At 67.1% G+C, this 23,658-nt stretch carries 20 protein-coding genes; 16 read left to right on the top strand and 4 right to left on the bottom strand.

Annotation, left to right across the window (positions count from 1 at the left end; all coding sequences use genetic code 11):
* Nucleotides 1-30: 30 nt before the first annotated feature.
* The gene (locus tag FRZ61_RS19560) at nucleotides 31-789 is read right to left on the bottom strand and encodes a GntR family transcriptional regulator (RefSeq protein ID WP_191909110.1); all 759 of its coding nucleotides are present in this window, start codon (nucleotides 787-789) and stop codon (nucleotides 31-33) included.
* A 281-nt stretch (nucleotides 790-1,070) separates the two neighbouring features.
* Here FRZ61_RS19560 and FRZ61_RS19555 point away from each other — a divergent pair, with 281 nt between their 5' ends.
* The 5 genes from FRZ61_RS19555 (at nucleotide 1,071) to glmM (ending at nucleotide 6,573) form a co-directional block, all read left to right on the top strand.
* Nucleotides 1,071-1,691: a flavin reductase family protein gene (locus FRZ61_RS19555; protein WP_151119308.1), complete on the top strand. Its 621-nt coding sequence runs from the start codon at nucleotides 1,071-1,073 to the stop codon at nucleotides 1,689-1,691.
* A gap of 55 nt (nucleotides 1,692-1,746) precedes the next feature.
* Nucleotides 1,747-2,784 (top strand): isopenicillin N synthase family dioxygenase, encoded by a 1,038-nt coding sequence (locus FRZ61_RS19550; RefSeq protein WP_191909109.1) that lies wholly within the window; start codon nucleotides 1,747-1,749, stop codon nucleotides 2,782-2,784.
* A gap of 40 nt (nucleotides 2,785-2,824) precedes the next feature.
* On the top strand, nucleotides 2,825-4,042 hold the full coding sequence (locus FRZ61_RS19545) for an FAD-dependent monooxygenase (protein ID WP_151119306.1): 1,218 nt from the start codon (nucleotides 2,825-2,827) through the stop codon (nucleotides 4,040-4,042).
* A 21-nt stretch (nucleotides 4,043-4,063) separates the two neighbouring features.
* Nucleotides 4,064-5,092 carry a M29 family metallopeptidase gene (locus tag FRZ61_RS19540; protein WP_151119305.1) on the top strand — a complete coding sequence of 343 codons (1,029 nt, stop codon included), beginning with the start codon at nucleotides 4,064-4,066 and terminating at the stop codon, nucleotides 5,090-5,092.
* A gap of 134 nt (nucleotides 5,093-5,226) precedes the next feature.
* Nucleotides 5,227-6,573 carry a phosphoglucosamine mutase gene (glmM, locus tag FRZ61_RS19535; RefSeq protein ID WP_151119304.1) on the top strand — a complete coding sequence of 449 codons (1,347 nt, stop codon included), beginning with the start codon at nucleotides 5,227-5,229 and terminating at the stop codon, nucleotides 6,571-6,573.
* 10 nt (nucleotides 6,574-6,583) lie between these two features.
* Here the strand turns inward: glmM and FRZ61_RS19530 are convergent, their stop codons facing one another.
* A complete protein-coding gene (locus FRZ61_RS19530) occupies nucleotides 6,584-7,399 on the bottom strand; it encodes a class I SAM-dependent methyltransferase (protein ID WP_151119303.1) in 816 nt (271 codons plus the stop codon).
* Nucleotides 7,400-7,506: 107 nt separating this feature from the next.
* A complete protein-coding gene (gene ehuR / locus FRZ61_RS19525; protein ID WP_151119302.1) occupies nucleotides 7,507-8,907 on the bottom strand; it encodes a MocR-like ectoine utilization transcription factor EhuR in 1,401 nt (466 codons plus the stop codon).
* 239 nt (nucleotides 8,908-9,146) lie between these two features.
* Here ehuR and FRZ61_RS19520 point away from each other — a divergent pair, with 239 nt between their 5' ends.
* From FRZ61_RS19520 to FRZ61_RS19465, 11 genes are all read left to right on the top strand, one after another.
* Complete coding sequence (locus FRZ61_RS19520) at nucleotides 9,147-9,941, top strand: PhzF family phenazine biosynthesis protein (protein WP_151119301.1); 795 nt, start codon at nucleotides 9,147-9,149, stop codon at nucleotides 9,939-9,941.
* A complete protein-coding gene (locus FRZ61_RS19515; protein ID WP_225308907.1) occupies nucleotides 9,931-10,662 on the top strand; it encodes an AzlC family ABC transporter permease in 732 nt (243 codons plus the stop codon). Before FRZ61_RS19520 ends, FRZ61_RS19515 begins: the two co-directional genes overlap by 11 nt.
* A complete protein-coding gene (locus FRZ61_RS19510; protein ID WP_151119300.1) occupies nucleotides 10,659-10,961 on the top strand; it encodes an AzlD family protein in 303 nt (100 codons plus the stop codon). The genes FRZ61_RS19515 and FRZ61_RS19510 overlap by 4 nt, the downstream gene beginning before the upstream one ends.
* Before the next feature lie 42 nt (nucleotides 10,962-11,003).
* On the top strand, nucleotides 11,004-12,212 hold the full coding sequence (locus FRZ61_RS19505; RefSeq protein WP_225308906.1) for an aromatic ring-hydroxylating oxygenase subunit alpha: 1,209 nt from the start codon (nucleotides 11,004-11,006) through the stop codon (nucleotides 12,210-12,212).
* Nucleotides 12,213-12,358: 146 nt separating this feature from the next.
* Nucleotides 12,359-13,531: an ATP phosphoribosyltransferase regulatory subunit gene (locus tag FRZ61_RS19500; RefSeq protein ID WP_151119299.1), complete on the top strand. Its 1,173-nt coding sequence runs from the start codon at nucleotides 12,359-12,361 to the stop codon at nucleotides 13,529-13,531.
* A 72-nt stretch (nucleotides 13,532-13,603) separates the two neighbouring features.
* A complete protein-coding gene (locus FRZ61_RS19495) occupies nucleotides 13,604-14,893 on the top strand; it encodes an adenylosuccinate synthase (protein WP_151119298.1) in 1,290 nt (429 codons plus the stop codon).
* 172 nt (nucleotides 14,894-15,065) lie between these two features.
* Nucleotides 15,066-17,939: an ATP-binding protein gene (locus FRZ61_RS19490; protein WP_151119297.1), complete on the top strand. Its 2,874-nt coding sequence runs from the start codon at nucleotides 15,066-15,068 to the stop codon at nucleotides 17,937-17,939.
* 216 nt (nucleotides 17,940-18,155) lie between these two features.
* Nucleotides 18,156-19,607: an aldo/keto reductase gene (locus FRZ61_RS19485; RefSeq protein ID WP_151119296.1), complete on the top strand. Its 1,452-nt coding sequence runs from the start codon at nucleotides 18,156-18,158 to the stop codon at nucleotides 19,605-19,607.
* A 143-nt stretch (nucleotides 19,608-19,750) separates the two neighbouring features.
* A complete protein-coding gene (locus tag FRZ61_RS19480) occupies nucleotides 19,751-20,905 on the top strand; it encodes an NAD-dependent formate dehydrogenase (protein WP_151119295.1) in 1,155 nt (384 codons plus the stop codon).
* 244 nt (nucleotides 20,906-21,149) lie between these two features.
* Nucleotides 21,150-21,341, top strand: coding sequence for a type 1 glutamine amidotransferase family protein (locus FRZ61_RS19470; RefSeq protein ID WP_151119294.1), 192 nt, complete (start codon nucleotides 21,150-21,152; stop codon nucleotides 21,339-21,341).
* A gap of 86 nt (nucleotides 21,342-21,427) precedes the next feature.
* Complete coding sequence (locus tag FRZ61_RS19465) at nucleotides 21,428-22,657, top strand: MFS transporter (RefSeq protein WP_151119293.1); 1,230 nt, start codon at nucleotides 21,428-21,430, stop codon at nucleotides 22,655-22,657.
* Between the two features lie 88 nt (nucleotides 22,658-22,745).
* Here the strand turns inward: FRZ61_RS19465 and rpoH are convergent, their stop codons facing one another.
* Nucleotides 22,746-23,633 (bottom strand): RNA polymerase sigma factor RpoH, encoded by an 888-nt coding sequence (rpoH, locus tag FRZ61_RS19460; RefSeq protein ID WP_151119292.1) that lies wholly within the window; start codon nucleotides 23,631-23,633, stop codon nucleotides 22,746-22,748.
* Nucleotides 23,634-23,658 lie beyond the last annotated feature (25 nt).

Raw genomic sequence — 23,658 nt, 5'->3', positions numbered from 1 at the left:
GCCCAGGTCACGCCGCCGACCCGCGTTTCATCATTCGGTGCGTGCCCGCATCCCTGCGGCCGGGACGCCCGCCGGCAGGGTCGCGTCGTTCTCCGACCGGACATGGTGCAGCATGAGCGCCGCGACCTGTCCCAGATGATCTTCCATCGCGCGTCGCGCGGCGTCGCCGTCGCCCGCCAGGATCGCGCGGACGATCTCCGAATGATGCTCGAACGCCGCTTCCGAAAGCGGCTCGTACATGTGCATCAGATTGCGGGCACGGCTCACATGGAGCATCAGGTTCTGGTGCATCTGGACCAGGGTGAGATTGCCGGCACCCATGACGATCGCGCGGTGGAACTCGTCGTTCTGCCGGTAGTACTGGGTGGCATTCCCTTCCTTGGCGCTGCGCTTCATGCCGCGGTGAATGCGCTTGACGAGGGCGAGGGTTTCCGGGGCTTGCGATCGCGCGACCTTCATCGCGGCTATCTGCTCCAGCCCGCTCATGACCTCGAATTTCTCCATGACGTCCCGGGCGGTCAGGGGCGTGACGATCGCGCCCACATGAGGCGTCAGGGCGACGAACCCTTCCACCTCCAGAATCTTGAAGGCATCCCTCAACGGCGTGCGGGAGATGCCGAACTCCGTGCAGAGGTCGGTTTCCGGCAGCCGTTCGCCGGGCTGCCAGCGGTTCAGGATGATGTCCTTGCGGATCCGCGGAAGGATCCTTTCGTGGATCGGCATCCGCTTCGCCGGATCCGGAACGCTGCCTTTGCGGCCGGAGCCGAGGTTGAGGCCCGCTCTCGCCATGTCGACCATCGGCTTTCCGCGCTGCTTCCAAAGCCCGTTTCGTCTCGCTCAGGGGCTGAACTGCCGCCCCCAAGCAACAACCAATATCGTATACGTTGATGTCAAAACTCGCAAGGCTGGGCGGCTCTTCGCGGTCGACGGAACGTAAATATGGCATAATTTGCAATATATTATGTGAAATCGGCGTTCAGGCTTGCTGGGCCGCTGCGCATCTGCTTTGATGACATAAATCGTATACGATCTTCTGCGAACCGATGCCGGCGCGGTGCCGAGGGTGATCGATGGCGGACGACTATCACTATTACGAGCCGTCCCAGGGACATGGCCTCACCCACGATCCCTTCAATGCGATCGTCGGGCCCCGGCCCATCGGCTGGATCTCTACGCGCGACGAAACCGGCCGCCGCAACCTGGCGCCCGACAGCTTCTTCAACGCCTTCTGCTATCGGCCGCCCATCATCGGGTTTGCCAGCAACGGCTGGAAGGACACCGTTGGCAACATCGCCAAGACGGGGGAGTTCGTCTGGAACCTCGTGGTCGATTCCCTCGCGGAGAAGATGAACGCCACCTCCGCCGCCGTGTCGCGGGACACGGACGAGTTCGATCTGGCCGGCCTTTTGGGCCTGCCCGGCCGGCGGGTGCGGCCGGACCGCGTCGCGGGGAGCCCGGTCCATTTCGAATGCCGCCTGTGCGAGATCCTGCAGCTCAAGGACGCGGCGCAGCGGCCCGTCGAGACCTGGATGACCTTCGGCGAGGTGGTCGCCGTTCATATCGACCGGTCGCTGCTGGTCGAGGGCATCTATCAGACCGCCGCCGCCAGGCCTGTCTTGAGAGCCGGCGGCCGGGGCGATTACGCGCTCATCCAGCCCGAGGCGATGTTCTTCATGATGAGACCGGGCTGAGAACGCGATCGGCGAGTGCGACGGCGGATTTCAGGAGCAGGAGACGGTGATGGCGATGGGATACAGACTGGATCGATACGGCCGGCAGGTGCCCGTCGGGCTCAGCGCCCGGCAGACCGACTTCTCCGAGCTTCCCGTCATCGATCTCGCGCCGATGTTCGGCAGCGATCCCGAGGCGAAACGGGCGATGGCCCAGGCCCTGCGATCGGCCTGCATCGAGGTCGGGTTCTTCTATCTCAAGAACCACGGCGTGCCCCAGCCGATCATCGACCAGGCTTTCGCGGCCTCGGCCGAATTCTTCGCCCTGCCCTATGCGGAGAAGATGGAGATCGAGCAGACCCGGACGCCGGGCTATCCCGGCTACACGCCCATGCAGGAAGAATCCGGCGACGCCAAGTCGCGCAAGCGGCAGGAGGGCTTCAACATGAATCTCGAGCTGCCGCTCGACGACCCCTATGTCACGTCGCGCCGGCCCTTCTTCGAGCCGAACTCCTGGCCCCGCCGGCCCGCCGGATTCCGCGACACCCTGCTCACCTATTTCGGCGAGATGCGGAATCTGGGGCAGAAGCTCCTGGGCGGTTTCGCGCTCGCGCTCGATCTGCCGGAAGACCATTTCCAGCCGATGATCACCAAGCCGATCACCATGATGCGGGTCAATCACTATCCGCCGCAGGAGGATCAGGCCAGCGACGACGAGGATATCGGCAATGGCGCCCATACCGATTTCGAGTGCTTCACCATCCTGGCGCAGCAGAAGGGCATCACCGCGCTCCAGGTGGTCAACGGCAAGGGCGAATGGATTTCGGTACCGCCGATTCCCGGCACCTTCGTGATCAACATCGCCGACCAGATGGAGCGGTGGACCAACGACCTCTTCTCCTCGACCATGCATCGCGTCCTGAACAAGAATGCTATGGACCGCACCTCGATCGCGTTCTTCTTCGGCTCGGACGACGACATCGTCATGTCGCCGCTGCCCAACTGCGTGCCGGAAGGCGAAGCGCCCAAATACCCGCCGATCCGGGCCGGCGACTATGTCCTGGGTCGGGTCGACAACGCCTACGAGGGCAATCTGAAGAAGAAGCTGGCCTGAACGCGCGGTCGTGAACAGGGCAGCGGGAAGGGGAGGGGCCGTGCGGGAGCGTTTGAAGATCGGCATCGTCGGCGGCGGCATCGGCGGCACCGCGCTCGCGGCGAGCCTGCTGCAGCGGAACGTCGAGGTGCATCTGTTCGAGCGCGCCGAGGGGATCAGCGAAATCGGCGCCGGCATCCAGATGACGCCCAATGCCGTGAAGGTCATGAAGGCGCTGGGGTTGCTCGAGCCGATGCTCGAGGTAGGCTTCCTGCCGAACGCGATCGTCGGCCGCAATTGGCGCTCGGGCCGCGTCACCTTCCGCACGCCGCTGAAGGAGGTCTGTCCCACCCTCTACGATGCGCCGTTCATTCATATCCACCGCGCCGATCTGCGCCGCGTTCTCGCGTCGGCGGTGCCGGAAGCCTTCACCCGTTTCGGCATGACCTGCACGGGTGTCACGCAGCACGGCAAATCGGCGGTCGCGCGGTTCGCGGATGGCAGCAGTTTCGAGGCCGATCTCATCGTCGGCGCGGACGGGGTCCGCTCCGCGGTGCGGTCGGCCCTGTTCGGCCCCGAGGCGCCGCGGTTCACCGGCCATATGTGCTATCGGGCTCTCGTTCCGGTCGAAGACGTTGTCGGCCATGTGAGCCCGGACGCTTCCTTCTGGATGGGTCCCAAGAGCCATGTCGTCACCTATTACGTTCAGGGCGGGAAAGCCGTGAACATCGTGGCCGTGGCCGAGACGGCCCGTTGGGTCGAGGAAGCCTGGAATGTCGAAAGCAGCAAGGCGGAGCTTCTCGGCGCCTTCCAGGGCTGGCATCCCAACGTCCAAAGGCTGTTCGACCAGGTCGAGACGGTCTTCAAATGGGGCCTGTTCGACCGCGATCCGATGGCCGGATGGTCGAAGGGCGCCGTGACCCTGCTGGGCGACGCGGCGCATCCGATGTTGCCGTTCCTGTCGCAAGGCGCAGCCATGGCGATCGAGGACGCCTTCGTTCTGGCTGCGGCGCTGGATCTCAACCGCCAGGACATCGCCGCCGGGCTTGCCGCCTACGAGGCGGAACGGCTCGGCCGGACGAGCCGTGTCCAGCTCGAGGCACGCGAGCGCGGCCGCACCTATCATCTGCCTTCCGCGCTCTCGCAGATGAAACGGGACTTCGTCTATTGGATGAAGAGCCTCGTCAATCCGCAGGCGACGGGGATCCAGGCGAACTGGGTCTACGAGTACGATGCCCGCAAGTTCGACCCGCGCTCTTCCGCGTTCGTGGCGGCCTAAGCCCCCAATCTGGAGACGACGATGCCGGTCAGCGATGCCGATATGGTCCAGGCCTGGACCCATGTCCTGGGCCTCTCGAACCTGAGCCACGGGCAAGTGGTCACCCTTCTCACGACCGAGAACAGCAACGCGCAGACGCTGCGGACGGCGAAGATCGCGGCCGCGAACATGGGCGCGATCGTCAATCGCCTCGACCTGTCGCCGGTCAATGCGGAGCTGGCGCATAGCCGCGACAGCCTCGCCTATCTCGGCAGCACGCCGCTCTCCGGCAATCCGGCGGCCATGGCCGCGCTGAAGAAGAGCGACCTGGTGCTCGATCTCATGACGCTTCTCTTCTCCCCGGAACAGGCGGAGATCCTCGAGAGCGGGACCAAGATCCTGCTGGCGGTCGAGCCGCCGGAGGTCCTGGTGCGGCTGCTGCCTTCGGCCGGCGACAAGCGCCTTTGCGCGGAAGCGGCCGCTCTCTTGAAGGGGGCTCGCGAGATGCGGGTGACCTCCGCCGCCGGCACCGACCTGCACCTGCCGATCGGGGAATTTCCGGTCATCGAGGAATACGGCTATGTCGACCGGCCCGGCCGCTGGGACCATTGGCCGAGTGGCTTCACCTTCACCTTCCCCAATGAGAGGCAGGCCTCGGGCCGCGTCGTCCTCGATCGGGGTGACATCCTGCTGCCGATGAAGAGCTATATCGACACCCCCATCGAGATGACGGTGAAGAACGGCTATGTGACCGCCATCCAGGGCGATATCGATGCGGCCCTGCTCAACGACTACATGAGCGCGTTCGACGATCCGGAAGCCTACGCCGTGTCCCATGTCGGCTGGGGGCTGCAGAAGAAGGCCCGCTGGTCGACCCTCGGCCTCTACGACCGCGAAGCGACCATCGGCATGGATGCCCGAGCCTTCGCCGGCAACTTCCTGTTCTCCATGGGCCCGAACAACGAAGGGGGCGGATCGCGGACGACGGCCTGCCATATCGACATTCCGATGCGCAATTGCGATGTGGCGCTCGACGGCAAGCCCGTCGTTCGCCAGGGGCGGGTCCTGTAGCGGCGGCGGCGCCGTTCCTGTCGGCCGAATACCCCCGCGAGGGGTACCGTCCAGCCCTGAAATCGCACGGGGCACGGGTCCGGGCGCGCTGCTAGACTGGGCCCGTAGCGCGCAAACGGAGACGGCAGACCTTCATGACACGCAAGCTCTTCGGCACCGACGGCATCCGCGGCAAGGCCAATGCCGAGCCGGTCACGGCCATGACGGCCTTGAAGCTCGCCATGGCGGCGGGGGCCGAGTTCACCCGCGGCGATCACCGTCATCGCGTCGTGATCGGCAAGGACACGCGGCTCTCGGGCTACATGCTGGAGCCGGCCCTGACCTCGGGCTTCGTCGCCATGGGCATGGATGTGATCCTGCTGGGGCCGATGCCGACGCCGGCGATCGCGATGCTGACGCGCTCGCTCCGCGCCGATCTGGGCGTGATGATCTCGGCCTCGCACAATCCTTACGAGGATAACGGCATCAAGCTGTTCGGGCCGGACGGCTACAAGCTCTCCGACGAGGTCGAGACGCGCATCGAGGCGCGCATGGCGGCGCACGAGACGCTGCAGGCGGCGCCCTCGGCTGAGCTCGGCCGCGCGCTGCGGCTCGACGACGCGCGCGGCCGCTATATGGAGGCGGTCAAGCGCAGCTTCCCCAAATCGCTCAATCTCGACGGGCTCAAGATCGTGGTGGATTGCGCCCACGGCGCCGCCTACCGCGTGGCGCCCACCGTGCTCTGGGAGCTGGGCGCCGAGGTGGTCGCGATCGGCGACGCGCCCGACGGCTTCAACATCAACCGCGAGTGCGGTGCCACGGCGCCGGCGGCGCTGCAGAAGCGCGTGATCGCCGAGAAGGCGGATCTGGGTCTGGCGCTCGACGGCGATGCCGACCGGCTGATCCTGGTCGACGAGAAGGGGCAGATCGTCGACGGCGACCAGATCATGGCGCTGATCGCGCGTTCCTGGGCCGAGCGCGACCGGCTCCAGGGCGGTGCCGTGGTGGCGACGGTCATGTCGAACCTGGGGCTTGAGCGGTTCCTCGCGGGGCTCAAGCTCAAACTGCTCCGCACGCCGGTGGGCGACCGCTATGTGGTGGAGCGCATGCGCGCCGAGGGCTGCAATGTCGGCGGCGAGCAGTCCGGCCATATCATCTTGGGCGACTACGGCACCACCGGCGACGGGCTGATCGCGGCGCTGCAGGTGCTGGCGGTGATCGTGCGCGCCGGTCGGCCGGTCTCCGAGACAACGCGGCTGTTCCAGCCGCTGCCGCAGCTCCTGAAGAACCTCAAGTTCAACGGCGGCCAGCCGCTCGAGCGCGACGAGGTCAAGGCCGCGATCAAGGGCGGCGAGACGGCGCTGGGCACGAATGGCCGCGTGCTGATCCGCAAATCCGGCACCGAGCCCGTGATCCGCATCATGGCCGAGGGCGAGGACGAAGCGCTCGTCGGCCGCGTGGTCGAGGACATCGCGCAGGCGATCGAGCGGGCGGGGAAGTAGGGCGGGACGATCAGACCGTCGTCCAGGCACCGACTTCCGCACGCCCGATCAATATACCGTCCCTGGCGACCTCGGCCAGAATCCGTCGCGCCAGGTCGGTGGGCTCGATCTCCGATGCCGCGACGATACCGAAGCGCTCCATTTTCGGCAGAAGGGTCGCCACGAGATCGGTGACGAGATGAACGGCGTCCATCGACGCGGCGCCGGAACCGATCACCGCCTCGAGGCGCAGCGTCGGTGCCGGCAGCCCGGCTCTTTCGAAGGCGACACCCAGCTTCGCGCCGAGATCCGTTTGCGCACCCGCTTGCGCAAGGGTCCGCTTTATCCAAAGGCAGGCCTGATCATAGGTGGGAACGGGCGGAGCGGATCGTGCGCCGTTCCAGTCGAGCTCGTGAAACACCACGGTTCCGCCGAGGCGCAGGTGGCTTGCAAGTTTCGCCAATGCGGCCGACGGGTCTGGAATGAACTGCAGAACGTAACGGCCGGCAACGGCATCGAAGGGCCGGTCGAAGCGCATGAGAGCCGGGTCGCCCTGTCGGAATGTGACGTTCGCATGGCCGGCGCTACGGGCACGCTGCTGCGCGATGTCAATGGCGGTCTGCGACAGATCCGTGCCGACCACCTCGCCCCCCGGTCCCACGAGAGCGGCCAACAGCAGGGCCACATCGCCGGCGCCACTGCCGACCTCCAGCACGCGCATTCCTTCGGAGATTCCCGCAGCGACGAAATACCGGTTCGTGATCGGGTCTATCAGACGTGCCTGGGTTGAAAGACGCTTCAGTTCGGCGTCTGAGTGCCCGAGAGCATAGTCATGGTCGGCCGCCATTCTGCTCTTCCTCGGTGCCATGAGACTCTTCACGCGGGGGCCGCGATAATATTCCTATAATCCGGCGTAATCCAGACCGGCGCATGATCGAAAGGCTCGACGTTCCCTCACACCACCGACAGATAAGGCTCCGGCGCCGCCACCGCGAGGTTGGCGAGCTCGCCCAGCGCGCGGGCGAGGCAGGTGCGGTCGCTGGCAGCACCCAGGCAGATGCGCACGGCCTGTTCCTTGGTGCGGTTGACGGCGAAAGCGCCGACCGGCGTGACGGGTGCCCCCTTGGCCGCGGCGGCGATCGCGAAATCCTCGGCGCGCCAGGATTCGGAGAGCCTGAGCCAGCCATGGAGCGCCACGGGATTGGCGCGCCAGCCGAGCGAGCCCAGCGCATGGCGCGCGAGGTTCTGCCGGGCGCGCGCCTCCTGGCGCCTTGCGTCGGCGAGACGATGGGCGGTGCCGTCCGCGATCAGGCGGCGCGCGATCTCGGCCATGAGCGGGGCCGCCATCCAGACGCTCGCCTGCATCGCCGGCAGGAAGCGGTCGGTCTGGTTCGGCGGCACGACGAGATAGCCGATCCGCAGGCCCGGCGCGATGCATTTGGAGAGGCTGGTGAGGTAATAGCCCTGCGTCGGCGCGTAGCTCATCAGCGGCGGCGGGGCGTTGTCGATCAGATAGCCATAGACATCGTCCTCGATCAGGGCGACGCCGTAGCGCTCGGCAATCTCGGCGACCGCGCGCCGCCGCTCGACCGACATTACGGTGCCGGTCGGGTTCTGCATCGTCGGCATGCAATAGAGTGCGCGCGGCGAGCCCTGCCGGCAGGCCGCCTCGAACGCTTCCGGAATCAGGCCTTCGGAATCCATGGCAATGCCCTGGATCCGCAGCCGCAGCATGCGCGCCAGGGTGCGCACGCCGGGATAGGTCAGGGCCTCCGTCAGCAGCGTGTCGCCCGGCTCGAGCAGCGAGTTGAAGGCGATGGCGGTGCCGTGCTGGCCGCCGCAGGTGACGAGCAGGCGATCGGGCTCGGCCGCGACGCCGGAGAGCGCCACCCATTCGGAGCCGGCCGCGCGATGCTCGGCCATGCCCTCATGCGTCTGGTAGGCCAGGAAAGGCTCGATATTCTCGCCCGCCAGCGCCGCGAGCGCCCGGTTGATGCTGTCATCCTGCGTCAGGCGCGGCGCGAAGTTGTGGCGCATGTCGGCGATGAGCGGCGTGTTCGGCCGGCTCTCGGGCCGCCTGCTCGCGACGAAGAGGGCGTTGGTGCGGTCGGCCTGGCCGCGCACATAGGTGCCGCGGCCGACCTCGCCGCCGATGAGCCCGCGCCGCGCCGCCTCGGCATAGGCGCGGGTGATGGTGCCGACCGTGACGCCCAGCGCATCGGCGAGCGCGCGGTGCGTCGGCAGCTGGTCCCCGGCGCCAAGCCGTCCGGCCTGGATGTCGCCGGCCAGCGCATCGGCGATGGCGATGTAGCGGGGGCCCGTGCGGCCCGTCAGATCGGGCGACCAAATTGTCATGACGACAATCCACACATTGACGATGAAACTGGGAGGATTGTATTCATTGTTTCCTATGGCGCAACCCTGATTGTTGCCACTCACAATCGGGATTCGTCTGCGAGACGGTCAGGCTCCGACAACAGCCTGCGCATCGGGCCGTCGCATGAGAAAGACGCTGGGGCAAACCGGCAACCAGGGATCAGAGGGCCCCACCCCATGGGGCCTGCCGCGACTGGAGCTTCTTCCGGGAGACTGACATGGAGTTGAGGATCTTTCAGATCGACGCGTTCGCCGAGCGGCGTTTCGCGGGCAATCCGGCGGCCGTGGTGCCGCTCGAACGCTGGCTGCCGGACGCGACGCTGCAGGCGATCGCGGCCGAGAACAATCTGGCCGAGACGGCCTTCTTCCTGCGCGAGAAGGGTGCGGACGGCAGCGATTTCCATCTGCGCTGGTTCACGCCCACGGTCGAGGTCAATCTCTGCGGCCACGCGACCCTGGCCTCGGGCCATGTGATCTCGGCCCATCTCGAGCCGGGCCGCACGCAGATGAAGTTCCGCTCGCGCGGCGGTCTCCTGGGCGTCGAACGGCGCGGCGATCTGCTGGCGCTCGATTTCCCGATCTACCGGACCGAGAAGACGGCGATGCCGGCGGGCATCGAGAAGGCGCTGGGCCGCAAGCCGGCCGAGATGCGGGCGGTGCATCAATGGCTCGCGGTCTATGAGAGCGAGGAAGAGGTGGCGAACCTCGAGCCCGACATGGCGGCGATCGTGGCGCTGGGCAAGGACGGCATCATCGCGACGGCGCCGGGCGACCGCAGCGACTATGTCTGCCGCTATTTCGCACCCCATGCCGGCATCCCCGAGGATCCGGCGACCGGCTCCGCGCAATGCGTGACGGTGCCCTATTGGGCCGAGCGGCTCGGCAAGACGAAGCTCACGGGGCGGCAGATCTCCGCGCGCGTCGGCACGTTCCAGTGCGAGCTCAAGGGCGAGCGCGTCGACATCGCGGGGCGCTGCGTCGCCTATCTCGAAGGCCGGATTCATGTCGATTGACGAAGCCCAGCCGGCGCCGGGGAAATCCTCTCCGGCCGCCGGCTGGCGCGCGGATTTCATGCTGGGGCTGTGGCACATCCTGCCCTTGGAGGTGGGCCTGGTGCCGTTCGGGCTGCTGATGGGGGCGCTGGCGGCGCAGAAGGGATTCGGGCCGGTCGAGATGATGCTGATGAGCGGCACCGTCTTCGCCGGCGCCTCGCAGTTCGTGGCGCTCGACATGTGGCGCGACCCGATCCCGATGCTCACGATCGTCGCCACGACCGCCATGATCAATCTGCGCCATGTGATGATGGGGGCGGCGATGCAGCCGGCGATGGGGCGCTTCAACCGCTTCCAGGCGCCGCTGGCGCTGTTCCTGATGGCCGACGAGATCTGGGCCATGGCGATGCGCCGCGCGGGCCGGGGCCGGCTCACGCCCGCCTATTATTTCGGCCTCGCCACCTTCTTCTATCTGAGCTGGGTCTTCTGGACCGGGCTCGGCACCGTCGTCGGCGCCATCATCCGGGATCCCGCGCGCTATGGCTTCGACTTTGCCTTCACCGCCGTGTTCCTGATCCTGATCGTCGGGCTCTGGCGCGGGCGCCGGAGCATCGCACCCCTGGCGGCGAGCGCCATCGTGGCGCTTGCGGCCCACGCCTGGCTGCCGGGCGTCTGGTACATCGTCCTGGGCGGGGCCGCAGGCGTGCTGGCCGCGGCGCTTTCGACGCCGGAGCCGTCATGAAGCTCGACCTGCAACTGGTGCTGACCATCCTCGGCATGGGGGTGGTGACCTACGTCACCCGGATCGGCGGCTATGCGCTCCTGAGCCGCTTTCCGGTTAAGGGCCGCGTCAAGGCGGGGCTCGAGGCGGTGCCGATCGCGATCCTGACGGCGATCATCGCGCCGGCCGCGCTCGCGGCCGGGCCGGCCGACGCGCTGGCGGCCCTGATCACCGTGCTCCTGGCGCTGCGTCTGCCCGTGATCGTCGCTCTCGTCGGCGGGGTGGGGTCCGTTGTCCTGCTGCGCTGGCTGATCGGTTAGGCTAGTCTCGCGCGTCACCCCCTTCAGAGCCCGGAGCCTCCCTTGTCGGTCCTGTCAGCATCGGTCGCCGGATTGGACGGCAGCGCCCTCGAGAAGGTGCTGGGTCCGGTCGAAACGGCGCGCGGCCTGCCGAACGCCGCCTATATCGATCCCGCGGTCTTCGCCGTCGAGCAGGAACGCGTCTTCGCGCGCAACTGGGCCTGCATCGGTTTCGCCAAGGACCTGCCCAACGCGGGCGACCTCAAGCCGATCGAGCTGTTCGGCCGGCCGATGCTGATGGTGCGCGATGGCAAGGGGCAGGTCAGGGTGTTCGAGAATGTCTGCCGCCATCGCGGCATGACGCTCGTCGACGCGCCGCGTCATTGCAACGGCCTGATCCGCTGCCCCTACCATTCCTGGAGCTACGATCTCGAGGGCGCCTTGCGCGCCACGCCGCATGTGGGCGGCCCCGGCCAGAACAGCCATCCCGAGGTGAAGCGCGAGGAGCTCGGCCTCTTCGCGCTGCGCTCGCATGTCTGGATGGATCTGGTCTTCGTCAATCTCTCGGGCCAGGCGCCCGATTTCGAGACGCATATCGCGAAGCTCGACCGGCGCTGGCGGGAGTTCGCCCGCCAGCCGCTCCATCACGGTGGCGCCGATTCATCGACCCGCTTCGATCTCAAGACCAACTGGAAGCTCGCGGTCGAGAATTATTGCGAGAGCTATCACCTGCCCTGGGTGCATCCCGGCCTCAACAGCTATTCGCGGCTCGAGGACCATTACAACATCGTCGAGCCGGGCGCCTTCTCCGGCCAGGGATCGCGGGTCTATAACCCGCAGCTCGGATCGCGGGGCGAGCGCTTCGCCTCCTTCGCGGACCTGTCGGCGCAATGGGACCATGGCGCCGAATATGCCTCGCTCTTCCCGAACGTCCTGCTGGGCGTCCACAAGGATCATTTCTTCGCCCTGATGCTGGAACCGGTGGCGCCCGACCGCACCATCGAGCATCTCGAGCTCTATTATGCCGATCCCGCGATGCTGGCGGACGGGATGGCGGAGATGCGCCGGCACAACACCGCCATGTGGCGCCAGGTGTTCCTCGAGGATGTCTTCGTCGTCGAGGGCATGCAGCGCGGCCGCCACGCCGCCGGCTTCGACGGCGGCAAGTTCTCGCCCGTGATGGATGCGCCGACCCATTGTTTCCATGAATGGGTGGCCCGCCAGCTCCTGGAGGAGCTGCCCCCAGGCCATAACCGGCGCGCGGCCGTCTGACGGCTCGAGGCCCGGCCGGACCAGGGCCGGCCAAGCCCTTGGCGCAGACCCGCTATTCCCGGCGCGGCCCTCTGGCGGCTTGCTCCCGGGGCCCAATCGGGCTATTCACGCGCGGCCCTTTTCCAGCCGAAAGCCGTCTTTTCCCCGTGCAAGCCTCCGCCGCCAACGCGCTGCTGCCGACCGGCCTCAGCGACCTGCTCCCGCCCGATGCCGCCTTCGAAGCGGCGGTCGTGGACCGGCTCACGGCGCTGTTCGCCTCCCAGGGCTATGAGCGGATCAAGCCGCCGCTGATCGAGTTCGAGACCAGCCTGTTGGCGGGCGCCGGGGCCGCCATGGCGGAGCACACCTTCCGCCTGATGGACCCGATCTCGCACCGGATGATGGGGCTGCGCGCCGACATGACGCCGCAGGTGGCGCGGATCGCCGCGACCCGCCTCAAGAACGCGCCGCGCCCCTTGCGCCTCTCCTATGCGGGCCAGGTGCTGCGGGTGAAGGGCACCGAGCTCAAGCCGGCGCGCCAGCTGGGCCAGGTCGGCATCGAGCTGATCGGCGCCGAAGGACCCGCCGCCGATGCGGAGGTGATCCTGCTCGCCGCCGAGACGCTTTCGGCGCTGGGGCTAGAGGGCCTCACCATCGATCTCAATCTGCCGACCCTGGTGCCGGCCGCCGCCGCGGCGCTGGGCTTCCGCAAGGCCGCGGTCAAATCGCTGGTGCAGGCGCTGGACCGCAAGGATGCGGCGGCCGTCGCCGCCCATGCGGGGCGCCATGCCCTGCTGTTCCAGGCGCTGATCGCGGCCGCCGGCCCGGCGCGCCGGGCGATCGCGGCGCTGGAGCGGCTCGATCTGCCGACCGAGGCGGCCGAGGAACGCCGCCGCCTGGGCGACGTGGTGGCGCATCTGCTGCGCGCCATGCCGAAGCTCCACCTGACCATCGATCCGGCCGAGCATCGCGGCTTCGAATATTACAACGGCGTGGGCTTCAGCCTGTTCGCGCGCGGCGCGCGCAACGAGCTCGGCCGCGGCGGGCGTTATGTGAGCGGGGAGGGCGAGCCCTCCACCGGTTTCAGCCTCTATCTCGACAGCCTGATCCAGGCCCTGCCGGCCCCGGTCGCGGCCCGACGGATCCTGCTGCCGCTCGATACGCCGCGGGCCGCCGCCGCCGCCCTGCGCCGCCAGGGCTGGGTCACAATCGGTGCATTGCACGCCACGGCGGATATGATGGAGGAGGCGCGCCGCCTCCATTGCAGCCATGTCTGGCAGGGCGGCAAGGCCCGGTCCGTCGTCAAGACCGGCGCCCGCCGGCGCAAGACCAAGGCGTAGCGTTCCTTATCACCCCGCCGCTCCACGTCTCCGACGGGCGGGCATCAACGAAGTCTCGAGAGGGTTTGAAGCATGGCCAATGTCGCCGTCATCGGCGCCCAGTGGGGCGACGAGGGAAAAGGCAAGATTGTCGACTGGCTCTCGGAGCGCGCCGATGTCGTGGTGCGGTTCCAGGGCGGGCATAACGCCGGCCATACGCTCGTCATCGGCAACCAGACCTACAAGCTGTCGCTGCTGCCCTCGGGTGTGGTGCGCGGCAAGCAGTCGATCATCGGCAATGGCGTGGTGGTCGATCCCTGGGCGCTGCTGAAGGAGATCGAGACGATCAAGGGGCAGGGCGTCACGGTCGGCCCCGACGTGCTGAAGCTCGCGGAGAACGCGCCGCTGATCCTGCCGCTCCACGGTCAGCTCGACCGGCTGCGCGAGGAGCGGCGCGGCACGGCGAAGATCGGCACCACGGGCCGCGGCATCGGGCCGGCCTATGAGGACAAGGTGGCGCGGCGCGCGATCCGCGTCTGCGACCTGCTCGATCCCGCGACGCTTGGCGAGCGGGTCGACGATTTGCTGCTGCATCACAACGCGCTGCTGCGCGGCCTGGGTGCGCCCGAGGTCGATCGAAACCAGCTGCTGGCCCAGCTCAACGAGATCGCGCCCAAGGTGGCCCCCTTCGTCACCAGCGTCTGGCAATGCCTCGACGCAGCGCGTCGCCGCGGCGACCGCATCCTGTTCGAAGGCGCGCAGGGCTCGATGCTCGATATCGATCACGGCACCTATCCTTATGTGACCTCCTCCAACACCGTGGCAGCGCAGGCCTCGGTGGGGGCGGGCGTGGGCGTGGGTGCCGTCTCCTATGTGCTCGGCATCACCAAGGCCTATACGACGCGCGTGGGTTCCGGCCCGTTCCCGACCGAGCTCACCGACGAGACCGGCGAGCTGTTGGGTTCGCGCGGGCACGAGTTCGGCGTGGTGACGGGCCGCAAGCGGCGCTGCGGCTGGTTCGATGCGGTGATGGTGCGCCAGGCGGTCAAGGTCGGCGGCATCGACGGCATCGCGCTCACCAAGCTCGACGTGCTGGACGGGCTGCCGGAGCTGAAGGTCTGCGTCGGCTACAACCTCGATGGCCAGCGCCTCGACCATCTGCCGGCGGGCACGGCCGCGCAGGCGCGGGTGACGCCGATCTACAAGACCATGGAAGGCTGGTCGGAATCGACCCGCGGCGCCCGCTCCTGGGCGCAACTCCCCGCGACCGCGATCAAATATATCCGTCGCATCGAGGAGTTGATCGAGGCTCCGGTGGCGCTCCTGTCGACGAGCCCCGAACGCGAGGACACGATCCTGGTGCGCAATCCGTTCGCGGATTGAGGTCCGGCGGCCTTTTCCTACAGTTTTGTTGCCTGGAGATATCGCCGCCGGGGTGCATACCAGCATCGCCCACCGGGCGCGGGGTCCTATTTCATGGACAGCGGCTGCCCGCCGCTCCTAGGATTCGTCAAGTTAAGCACGGTAAATAGAGGTAAGAGGGAAAGTGGCGGACTTGCCCACTGCCGCGGCCGAACGTGCATTTTCCTTCGGCCCGTTCCGCTTTCTTCCCACGCGCCAGCTTTTGCTGGAGGGCGAAACTCCCGTTCGGCTGGGCAGCCGCGCGGTGGAGCTCCTCGCGGCCCTGGTGGAGCGGCCGGGTGAGCTGGTCAGCAAGAGCGAGCTTTTCGCGCGAGTCTGGCCCAACACCGTCGTCGAGGAAAGCAATCTGAAGGTCCATATCGCGGCGCTCCGCCGCGCGTTGGGCGAGGGCCAGCCCGGCCGCCGTTACGTCGCGACCGTCTCCGGGCGCGGCTATCGCTTCGTGGCGCCGGTCGGGATTTCGGAACCGGAGATGCCGCCGCCGCGGGGCACCGCCGAGCCGCTGGCGCACAACCTGCCGGCAGCATCGACGCGAACGATCGGCCGTGCCGGCACGATCGATGCGCTCCGGCGGCAATTGCCGCAGCGCCGCTTCATCACGGTCGTCGGTCCGAGCGGTATCGGCAAGACGACGGTCGCTCTCGCCACCGTCGAGGCGCTCCTCGAGACCTACGAGCATGGCGTGTGCTTCGTCGATCTGGCGCCGCTCGGCGACCCGCAATTCGTGCCCAGCACGCTCGCATCCGCCCTCGGCCTCACGATCCCAGGCAACGGGGTTTCGGCGCTGACCTCCTATCTGCGGGACAAACGGATGCTGATCCTGCTCGACAGCTGCGATCATGTCATCGAAACGGCGGCCATGCTTGCCGAGCAGATCGTCAGCGCGGCGCCGGGCCTCCATGTGCTGACGACCAGCCGCGAACCGCTGCGCGCGAAAGGCGAGCACGTGCATCGGTTGTCGCCGTTCGAGAACCCGCCGGCCTCACCCTCCCTGACGGCCGCGGAAGCGCTTGCCTTTCCGGCAGTACAGCTCTTCGTCGAGCGCGCGGCGGCGTGCCTCGAGGGCTTTCAGCTCAGCGACGCGGATGCGCCCATCGTCGCCGAGATCTGCCGCAAGCTCGAGGGTATCGCGCTCGCGATCGAACTGGCCGCGACGCGGATCGACGCCTTCGGCCTGCGCGAGCTGTCGGAGCTGCTCAATGATCGGTTCCGGCTGCTGAAGCAGGGCCGACGCACCACCCTGGCGCGGCACCGGTCGCTAGCCGCGGCCCTGGACTGGAGCTACGATTTCCTGCCGCCGAGCGAGCAGGTCCTGCTGCGTCGCTTCTCGGTCTTCGCCGGCGACTTTACGCTCGAATCGGCATGCGCGGTGGTCTCGGACCGCAGTATCGCCGGGGCCGAGATCGTGGAGGGCGTGGCCAATCTGGTGGCGAAATCCCTTCTGACGGCGGATGTCGGCGACGTCGTCGTACGTTATCGGCTGCTCGAAACCACCCGCGCCTATGCGTTCCAGAAGTTGGCGGAGAGCGGCGAGGCCGACCTCGTCGCGCGACGCCATGCCGAGCACCATCGGGATCTGTTCGGGCGGGCCGAGGCCGAATGGGACGCGAAGCCGACGGCCGAGTGGCTCGCCGATTACGGGCGCAAGATCGACAATGTCCGGGCCGCATTGGTCTGGGCGTTCTCCGAGGCGGGCGACGCGTCGGTCGGCGTGGCGCTCACGATCGCCGCGATTCCGCTATGGATGCATCTGTCGTTGATGGAGGAGTGCCGGGCCGGCATCGAGCGGGCGCTGGCGGGGTACGAGACGAGTCCGGGACGGAACGATCGTGACGAGATGAGGCTTTATGCCGGCCTCGCCGGAGCCTTGCTTCACGCGCGCGGGCCGCTGCCGGAGACCGACATCGCCTGGGCGAAGGCGCTGCAAATCGCGGAACGCCTGCCGGACAGCGAATACCAGCTGCGCTGTCTTTGGGGCGTGGCCATCTGCCGGTTCTACGTCGCGGACTATCGGGCGGCACTCGGATTCGCCCGAAGGTTCCGCAAGCTCGCCGGCGAGAAGGGCGATGCCGCGGCTCGATTGAGCGGGGACCGGCTGGCTGCCACCACGCAGCACTATCTGGGCGACCAGACGGCCGCGCGGCGGCAGTTGGAACGGGCGCTCCGGGAACATCCCGGCCCTTTTCCTCGCGCTCACATCGCCCGGTTCCTTTACGACCAGCGCGTGGCGACGCAGGACGCGCTGGCCGTCGTTCTCTGGCTGCAAGGTTGCCCGGACCAGGCTGTTCGCAAGGCGCAAGAGACGTTCGAGGAGGCCCAGGCTACCGGTCACGTGCTCACGCTCTGCAGCGCCCTGGCCCAGGCGGTCTGTCCGGTCGCGCTCTATGTCGGCAATCTGGCGCTGGCCGAACACCGGCTGGCGATGCTTCTCGGCCATCTGGCGAAACAGCCCATGAGCGTATCGAAGGCGCTGGCCTTCAGCCTGCAAGGCACGCTTCGTGTCATGAAAGGCGACGTGACAGCCGCGCCGCTCATTCGCGACGCACTGACCGAGCTGCGCGGTGCGAGATACCGTCTGCGCTATCCGGCTCATCTCGGCACGTTGGCGCTGGCCCTGGGCCTGGCCGGGAATGCCTCGCAGGCTCGTCGCACGATCGACGAGGCGCTCGAATCCGCGATGCAGAGCGAGGAATTCTGGTGCCTGGCTGAGCTGCTGCGCATCAAGGGCGAACTCCTGGAGCGAGAAGGATCGGCGGCGGCGATAGGTGCCGCCGAGGACCAGTATCGACAGGCTCTCGACTGGGCACGCCGGCAAGAGGCGCTATCGTGGGAGTTGCGTGCCGCCACGACGCTTGCCCGGTTGCAGCATCGGCAGGGGCAGACGAAAGAGGCGGAGCGACTCCTGTGCCCGGTCTACGCCCGGTTCCGCGAAGGTTTCGAGACCCGAGACCTCATCATCGCCCGCATGCTGATCGACGATCTGCGCGCCGCGCTCCCAAGCGCGTGACGCGCCGGCGATCGCCTGCGCCGGCGGGCCTTCACTAAAATTTACCACCCTTTACGCCCAGCCCGGGCGGGCGGGCGGTAAGAGTCGTTGTACCGCGCTGATCTCTTCGGGCATTGCCGGCAGCATCGGCCCAGGCTGCGCTCTCGCCCTTCGTCGCGCGCCTCCATCGGCCTGTCGGCCGAGCTGGAGCAGATCCGAAGAATCTGGAGGGAAGCTATGACGATCAGAGGCAGCCTGCTGAATGGCCCGCTGGGTTTCGGCGCCGCGCCCTTGGGCAACATGTTCCGCAACATCCCCGAAGATGAGGCGATCGCCACCGTCGAAGCGGCCTGGCAGCAGGGCACTCGCTATTTCGACACGGCGCCCTTCTATGGCGCCGGCCTGTCCGAAATGCGCCTGGGCAAGGCGCTGGCCAGGCACAAGCGTGACGATTATGTGCTCAGCACCAAGGTCGGCCGGCTGATCCTCGACGAAGTCGAAGCCGGGCGCCGCAGCTTCGGCGAGAAGGGCGCCATCTTCGAGTTCGGCAGGCCCAACCGCATCGTCTATGACTATTCGGAGAAGGGGGCGCTGAAATCGATCGAGGACAGCCTGAAGCGCTTGGGCGTCGACCGGCTGGATTTCGTCTGGATTCATGACATTGCCCAGGATTTCCACGGCGATGGCTGGCTCGCCCAGTTCGAGATCGCGCGCACGGGGGCCTTCCGCGCCCTGAGCCGGCTGCGCGACGAGGGCGTCACCAAGGGCTGGGGCCTGGGCGTGAACCGCATCGAGCCTGTCGAGCTGATGCTGGGCCTGTCCGAGACCAGGCCGAACGGTACGCTGCTGGCCGGCCGCTATACGCTGCTGGATCATGAGCCCGCACTGCAGCGCCTGATGCCGGCCGCGGAGGCCAAAGGTGTCGATATCGTAATCGGCGGCCCCTACAGTTCCGGTGTCCTCGCCGGCGGCAAGCATTTCGAGTATGCCGAGGCGACGCCGGCCATCCTTGCGAGGGTCGAAAAGATCAAGGCGCTCACCGAGCGCTACAAGGTTCCGATCAAGGCGGCAGCCCTGCAGTTCTCTCTTGCGCACCCGGCCGCGGCGGCAGTGATCCCGGGCGCGAGCAAGCCCGAGCGCATCAAGGAAGACCATGCGGCGCTGGAGGCCGTCATTCCCGACGATTTCTGGCGGGAAATGCGGCAGGAGCGCCTGGTTTCCGCCGACGCGCCATTGCCCATCGATCGGCAAAAGGAGGTCTCGCGCGCGGCGAAGGCCTCGGCGACCATGGAAATCCCGGCCTCTCCCGACCGGGTGTGGCAGCTGATCGGCGGATTCAACTCCCTGCCGGACTGGCTGCCCTATATCCCCAAGAGCGAAGTCAGCGAAGGTGGCCGCGTGCGGCGCCTCGCCAATCCCGACGGCGAGGCCATCGTCGAGCGCCTCGAAGCCTTCGACAATGCCGCGCGCAGCTACAGCTATTCCATCCTCCAGGCTCCCTTCCCGGTGACAGGCTACTTCTCGACCTTGCGCGTCAAGGCGATGAATGGCGGCAAGGGCGCGTGCGTCGAATGGTCGGGTCGATTCACGCCCCATGGCGTGAGTGACCAGGAGGCCTCCCGGCTGTTCCAGGGCATCTATGAGGATGGGCTGAAGGCGTTGGCTGCCGAATTCGCCACGCAGAGGTAGCGCCCGTCAGACGAAGCGCCCGGCCCCGGGAGGCGCCCGGCTGCCCCGTCGATCGGGTGAATGCGGATGTCGTTCCGGTCCGGGCCGCCCTTGTCCCGGTCCCCCGTGAATCCGCTGTCGGTTCCGAACATTGGAGGCGAGCAATGGCCAAGATCCTGTGCGTTCTCTACGACGATCCCATGGACGGCTATCCCTGCAGCTATGCACGCGACACGGTTCCCTCCATCGTTCGCTACGATAATGGGCAGACGGCGCCGACGCCGCAGCGGATCGATTTCAGTCCCGGCCAGCTGCTCGGGAGCGTCTCGGGCGAGCTGGGCCTGCGGAAATATCTCGAAAGCCTCGGTCACAGCTTCGTCGTGACTTCCGACAAGGATGGCGAGGGGTCGGTCTTCGAGCGCGAGCTGCCGGACGCCGATATCGTCATCTCCCAGCCTTTCTGGCCGGCCTATCTGAGTGCTGAGCGCATCGCCAAGGCGAGGAAGCTGAAACTTGCTCTCACGGCCGGCATCGGTTCCGATCATGTGGACCTGGAGGCCGCCATCAAGCATGGCATCACGGTGGCTGAGGTGACGGGATCGAACAGCATCAGCGTCGCCGAGCATGCGGTCATGATGATCCTGTCGCTGGTTCGCAACTACCTTCCTTCCTACGAATGGGTGAAGAAGGGCGGCTGGAATATCGCCGACTGCGTCGAGCGTTCCTACGACCTGGAGGGCATGCATGTGGGCACGGTCGCCGCGGGCCGGATCGGCCTGGCGGTGCTGCGGCGGCTCAAGCCGTTCCAGGTGAATCTGCATTACTTCGCGCGCCACCGCCTGCCCGAGGTGGTCGAGAAGGAGCTCGGTCTGGCCTTCCATGCCAGCGTCGAGGAGATGGTCAAGATCTGCGATGTCGTCACGATCAACGCGCCGCTGCATCCCGGAACGCGCAACATGTTCAACGACGAACTCCTGTCCCAGATGAAGCGGGGCGCCTACATCGTCGACACCGCGCGCGCCCAGATCTGCAACCGCGACGCCATCGTCCGGGCCCTCCAGAGCGGTCAGCTCGCCGGCTATGCGGGCGATGTCTGGTATCCGCAGCCGGCGCCCAGGGACCATCCCTGGCGCAGCATGCCCCATCACGGCATGACGCCGCACATCTCCGGAACATCCTTGTCCGCCCAGGCCCGATACGCGGCGGGCACGCGCGAGATCCTCGAATGCTGGTTCGAAGATCGCCCCATCCGCGAGGAATACATCATCGTCAAGGGCGGCAAGCTCGCGGGCACCGGCGCGCAATCCTATACCGTTTGAATCGGGAACAGCCGGCGAGGAGCGGCCATCGTGCGCCAGCCCGTTCTCTTCACGCCGATCCGAGTCGGCGACCTCGACCTGGTCAACCGCATCGTGGTCGTGCCGATGTGCCAGTATTCGGCAAGGAACGGATGCATGAGCGACTGGCACCCGATCCATCTGGGCCAGTTCGCCCTTTCCGGCGCCGCGCTCCCGACGGTCGAGGCCACAGCCGTTCTCCCGGGAGGCCGCGTCAGCTGTGCCGATGACGTTCTATCCCGGCGATGCGCTGAAAGCGGGCGGCGGCATCCTCGCCGACAACGACGGTCTGGTCGCGGTCAATGTCGTCCAGGATCGCGAACTCATCACGGGCCAGAACCCGCGTTCCGACCACGACATCGCCAAGCAGTTCGTGGAAGCGCTCCACCGCGAGCGGGTCCAGATGCGTGCGAGCTGAGCCGCGTTCGTGGGCTGGTGACGTCGTCCAAAGGGGCGGCATCGAAACGCCGGCTCCTTCCGTCGGGTCATTCGTGAGGTATCCGCATGCTCACCAGAGCCTATGCGGCGCAATGCGCCGCCGCTGAAGCCAAGGCATCTCCCGTCCCGGGCCAGCGAAGTCACGGCCTCACGCTGTTCGCCCTGGCGCTCGGCAGCTTCAGTATCGGGACATCCGAGTTCGCGAGCATGGGCGTGCTCCAGCTCTTCTGCACCAGCCTCGGCGTCGATATCCCCGTAGCGACCCATGCGATCACGGCTTATGCCATGGGCGTGGTGGTCGGGGCCCCGCTCGTCACCCTGGCGGCGGCTCATCTCAATCGGCGATCCCTGCTGCTGTGGCTGATGGGGCTCTTCATCGCCGGCAATCTCCTGTCCGCCGCCGCGACGAACATCGAGATGCTGGCGGCCGCCCGTTTCATCAGCGGCATGCCGCAGGGCGCCTATTTCGGCGCCGGAGCGGTCGTCGCCTCCTACATCGTGGGCCCCGGGCGCTCGGGGAAGGCATTCTCCCTCGTCATGACCGGCCTCACCGTCGCGACGATCGTCGGATCGCCGCTCGCGACCTTCCTGGGCCAGAATCTGGGCTGGCGCGACACGTACATCACCGTTGCCGGGGTGGCGGCGCTCGCCTTCGCGGCCCTGTGGTGCTGGGTACCCCGCACCGATGCCCTGCGCGGCGGTTCGGTGACGCGAGAGCTCGGCGCCCTTCGCAAGCCGATGGTCTGGGTGATGATGGCCGTTGCGGCCCTTGGCGTGGCCAGCATTTTCGCGGTCTACACCTTCATCGGCCCGTTCGTCACGGATGCCGCCTCCCTCGATCCGGCGGTGATTCCCATCGCGCTGGCGCTGTTCGGTATCGGCATGACGACGGGCAACCTGATCGGCGGCCGCCTCGCCGATCGGTATGCCGGCTTCGGGCTCATCATCGGATTCGGCTCCGCCCTCGTCGTGCTCGCGATCCTCGCCTCCTACGGCGCGAATGTCTGGGTCCTGATGCCGGCCATGTTTGGTGTCGGCGCGACGATGATGATCGCCATCCCCACCATCCAGGTCCGCCTCACCGGCTTCGCGCCGGAAGCGCCGACCCTGATGGGGGCGATGAACCTCGCTTCCCTCAATGTCGCCAATGCCGTCGGTGCCTGGGCCGGCGGCTTGGCGATCGGGGCGGGCTTGGGATTGTTGTCGGCCGTTTGGGCGGGTTTGGGCCTCACTCTCACGGGCCTTCTGCTGTTCGTCCTGGTGGTGGCGGGGACGCGCCGGCTCGCGCCGGCCTAATGAAACGGCCGATGCCCGTCTCGCACCCAAGCAAAAAGGCCCCGCCTTGGAAGGGCGGGGCCTTTTCGATTGATAAGTCGTCGGTGGCTTAAGACGCCAGGTTCTGCTCGACCGCCGCGTTCTTGATCGACTTCTGCAGCTTCTCGAAGGCGCGGACCTCGATCTGGCGCACGCGCTCGCGGCTGATGCCGTATTCGCGGCTCAGATCCTCGAGCGTGGTCGGGTCCTCCTTGAGCCGGCGTTCGGTCAGGATATGACGCTCGCGCTCGTTGAGGCCCTTCATCGCCGTGGTCAGCAGGGCCTGGCGCTTGCCGAGCTCCTCGCTGTCGCTGAGGCGCGCTTCCTGGTTCTGGGTCTCGTCCTCGAGCCAGTCGATCCACTCGCCCTCGCTGTCGGCGCGCGGCGAGGCGTTGAGCGAATGATCCGGCGCCGCGAGGCGACGGTTCATCTGGATCACGTCCTCTTCCGGCACGTCGAGCTGGGTCGCGATCTTCGTCACCGTCTCCGGCGCCAGATCGCCTTCCTCGATCGCCTTGAGCTGGCCCTTGATGCGCCGCAGGTTGAAGAACAGCTTCTTCTGCGCCGCGGTCGTGCCCATCTTCACCAGCGACCAGGAATGCAGGATGTATTCCTGGATCGCGGCGCGGATCCACCACATGGCATAGGTCGCCAGGCGGAAGCCGCGCTCCGGGTCGAAGCGCTTGACCGCCTGCATCATCCCGACATTGCCCTCGGAGATGAGCTCGTTCACCGGCAACCCATAGCCGCGATAGCCCATCGCGATCTTGGCGACGAGCCGCAGATGGCTGGTCACCAGCTTGTGGGCGGCTTCGGTGTCCTCATGCTCGCGCCAGCGCTTGGCCAGCATGTATTCCTCATCCGCTTCCAGCATGGGGAACTTGCGGATGTCCTGGAGATACCGGCTGAGATTGCCGTCCGACGCCAGTACCGGCAGCGACCGTGATAGGCTTGCCATTGAAACTCCTCCTTACGCCCCTCGC

This window comes from Hypericibacter adhaerens (assembly GCF_008728835.1).
GTDB classification, from domain to species: Bacteria; Pseudomonadota; Alphaproteobacteria; order Dongiales; family Dongiaceae; genus Hypericibacter; species Hypericibacter adhaerens.
The sequence above is the reverse complement of the archived record's forward strand: the minus strand, read 5'-3'. Positions and strand labels throughout refer to the sequence as shown.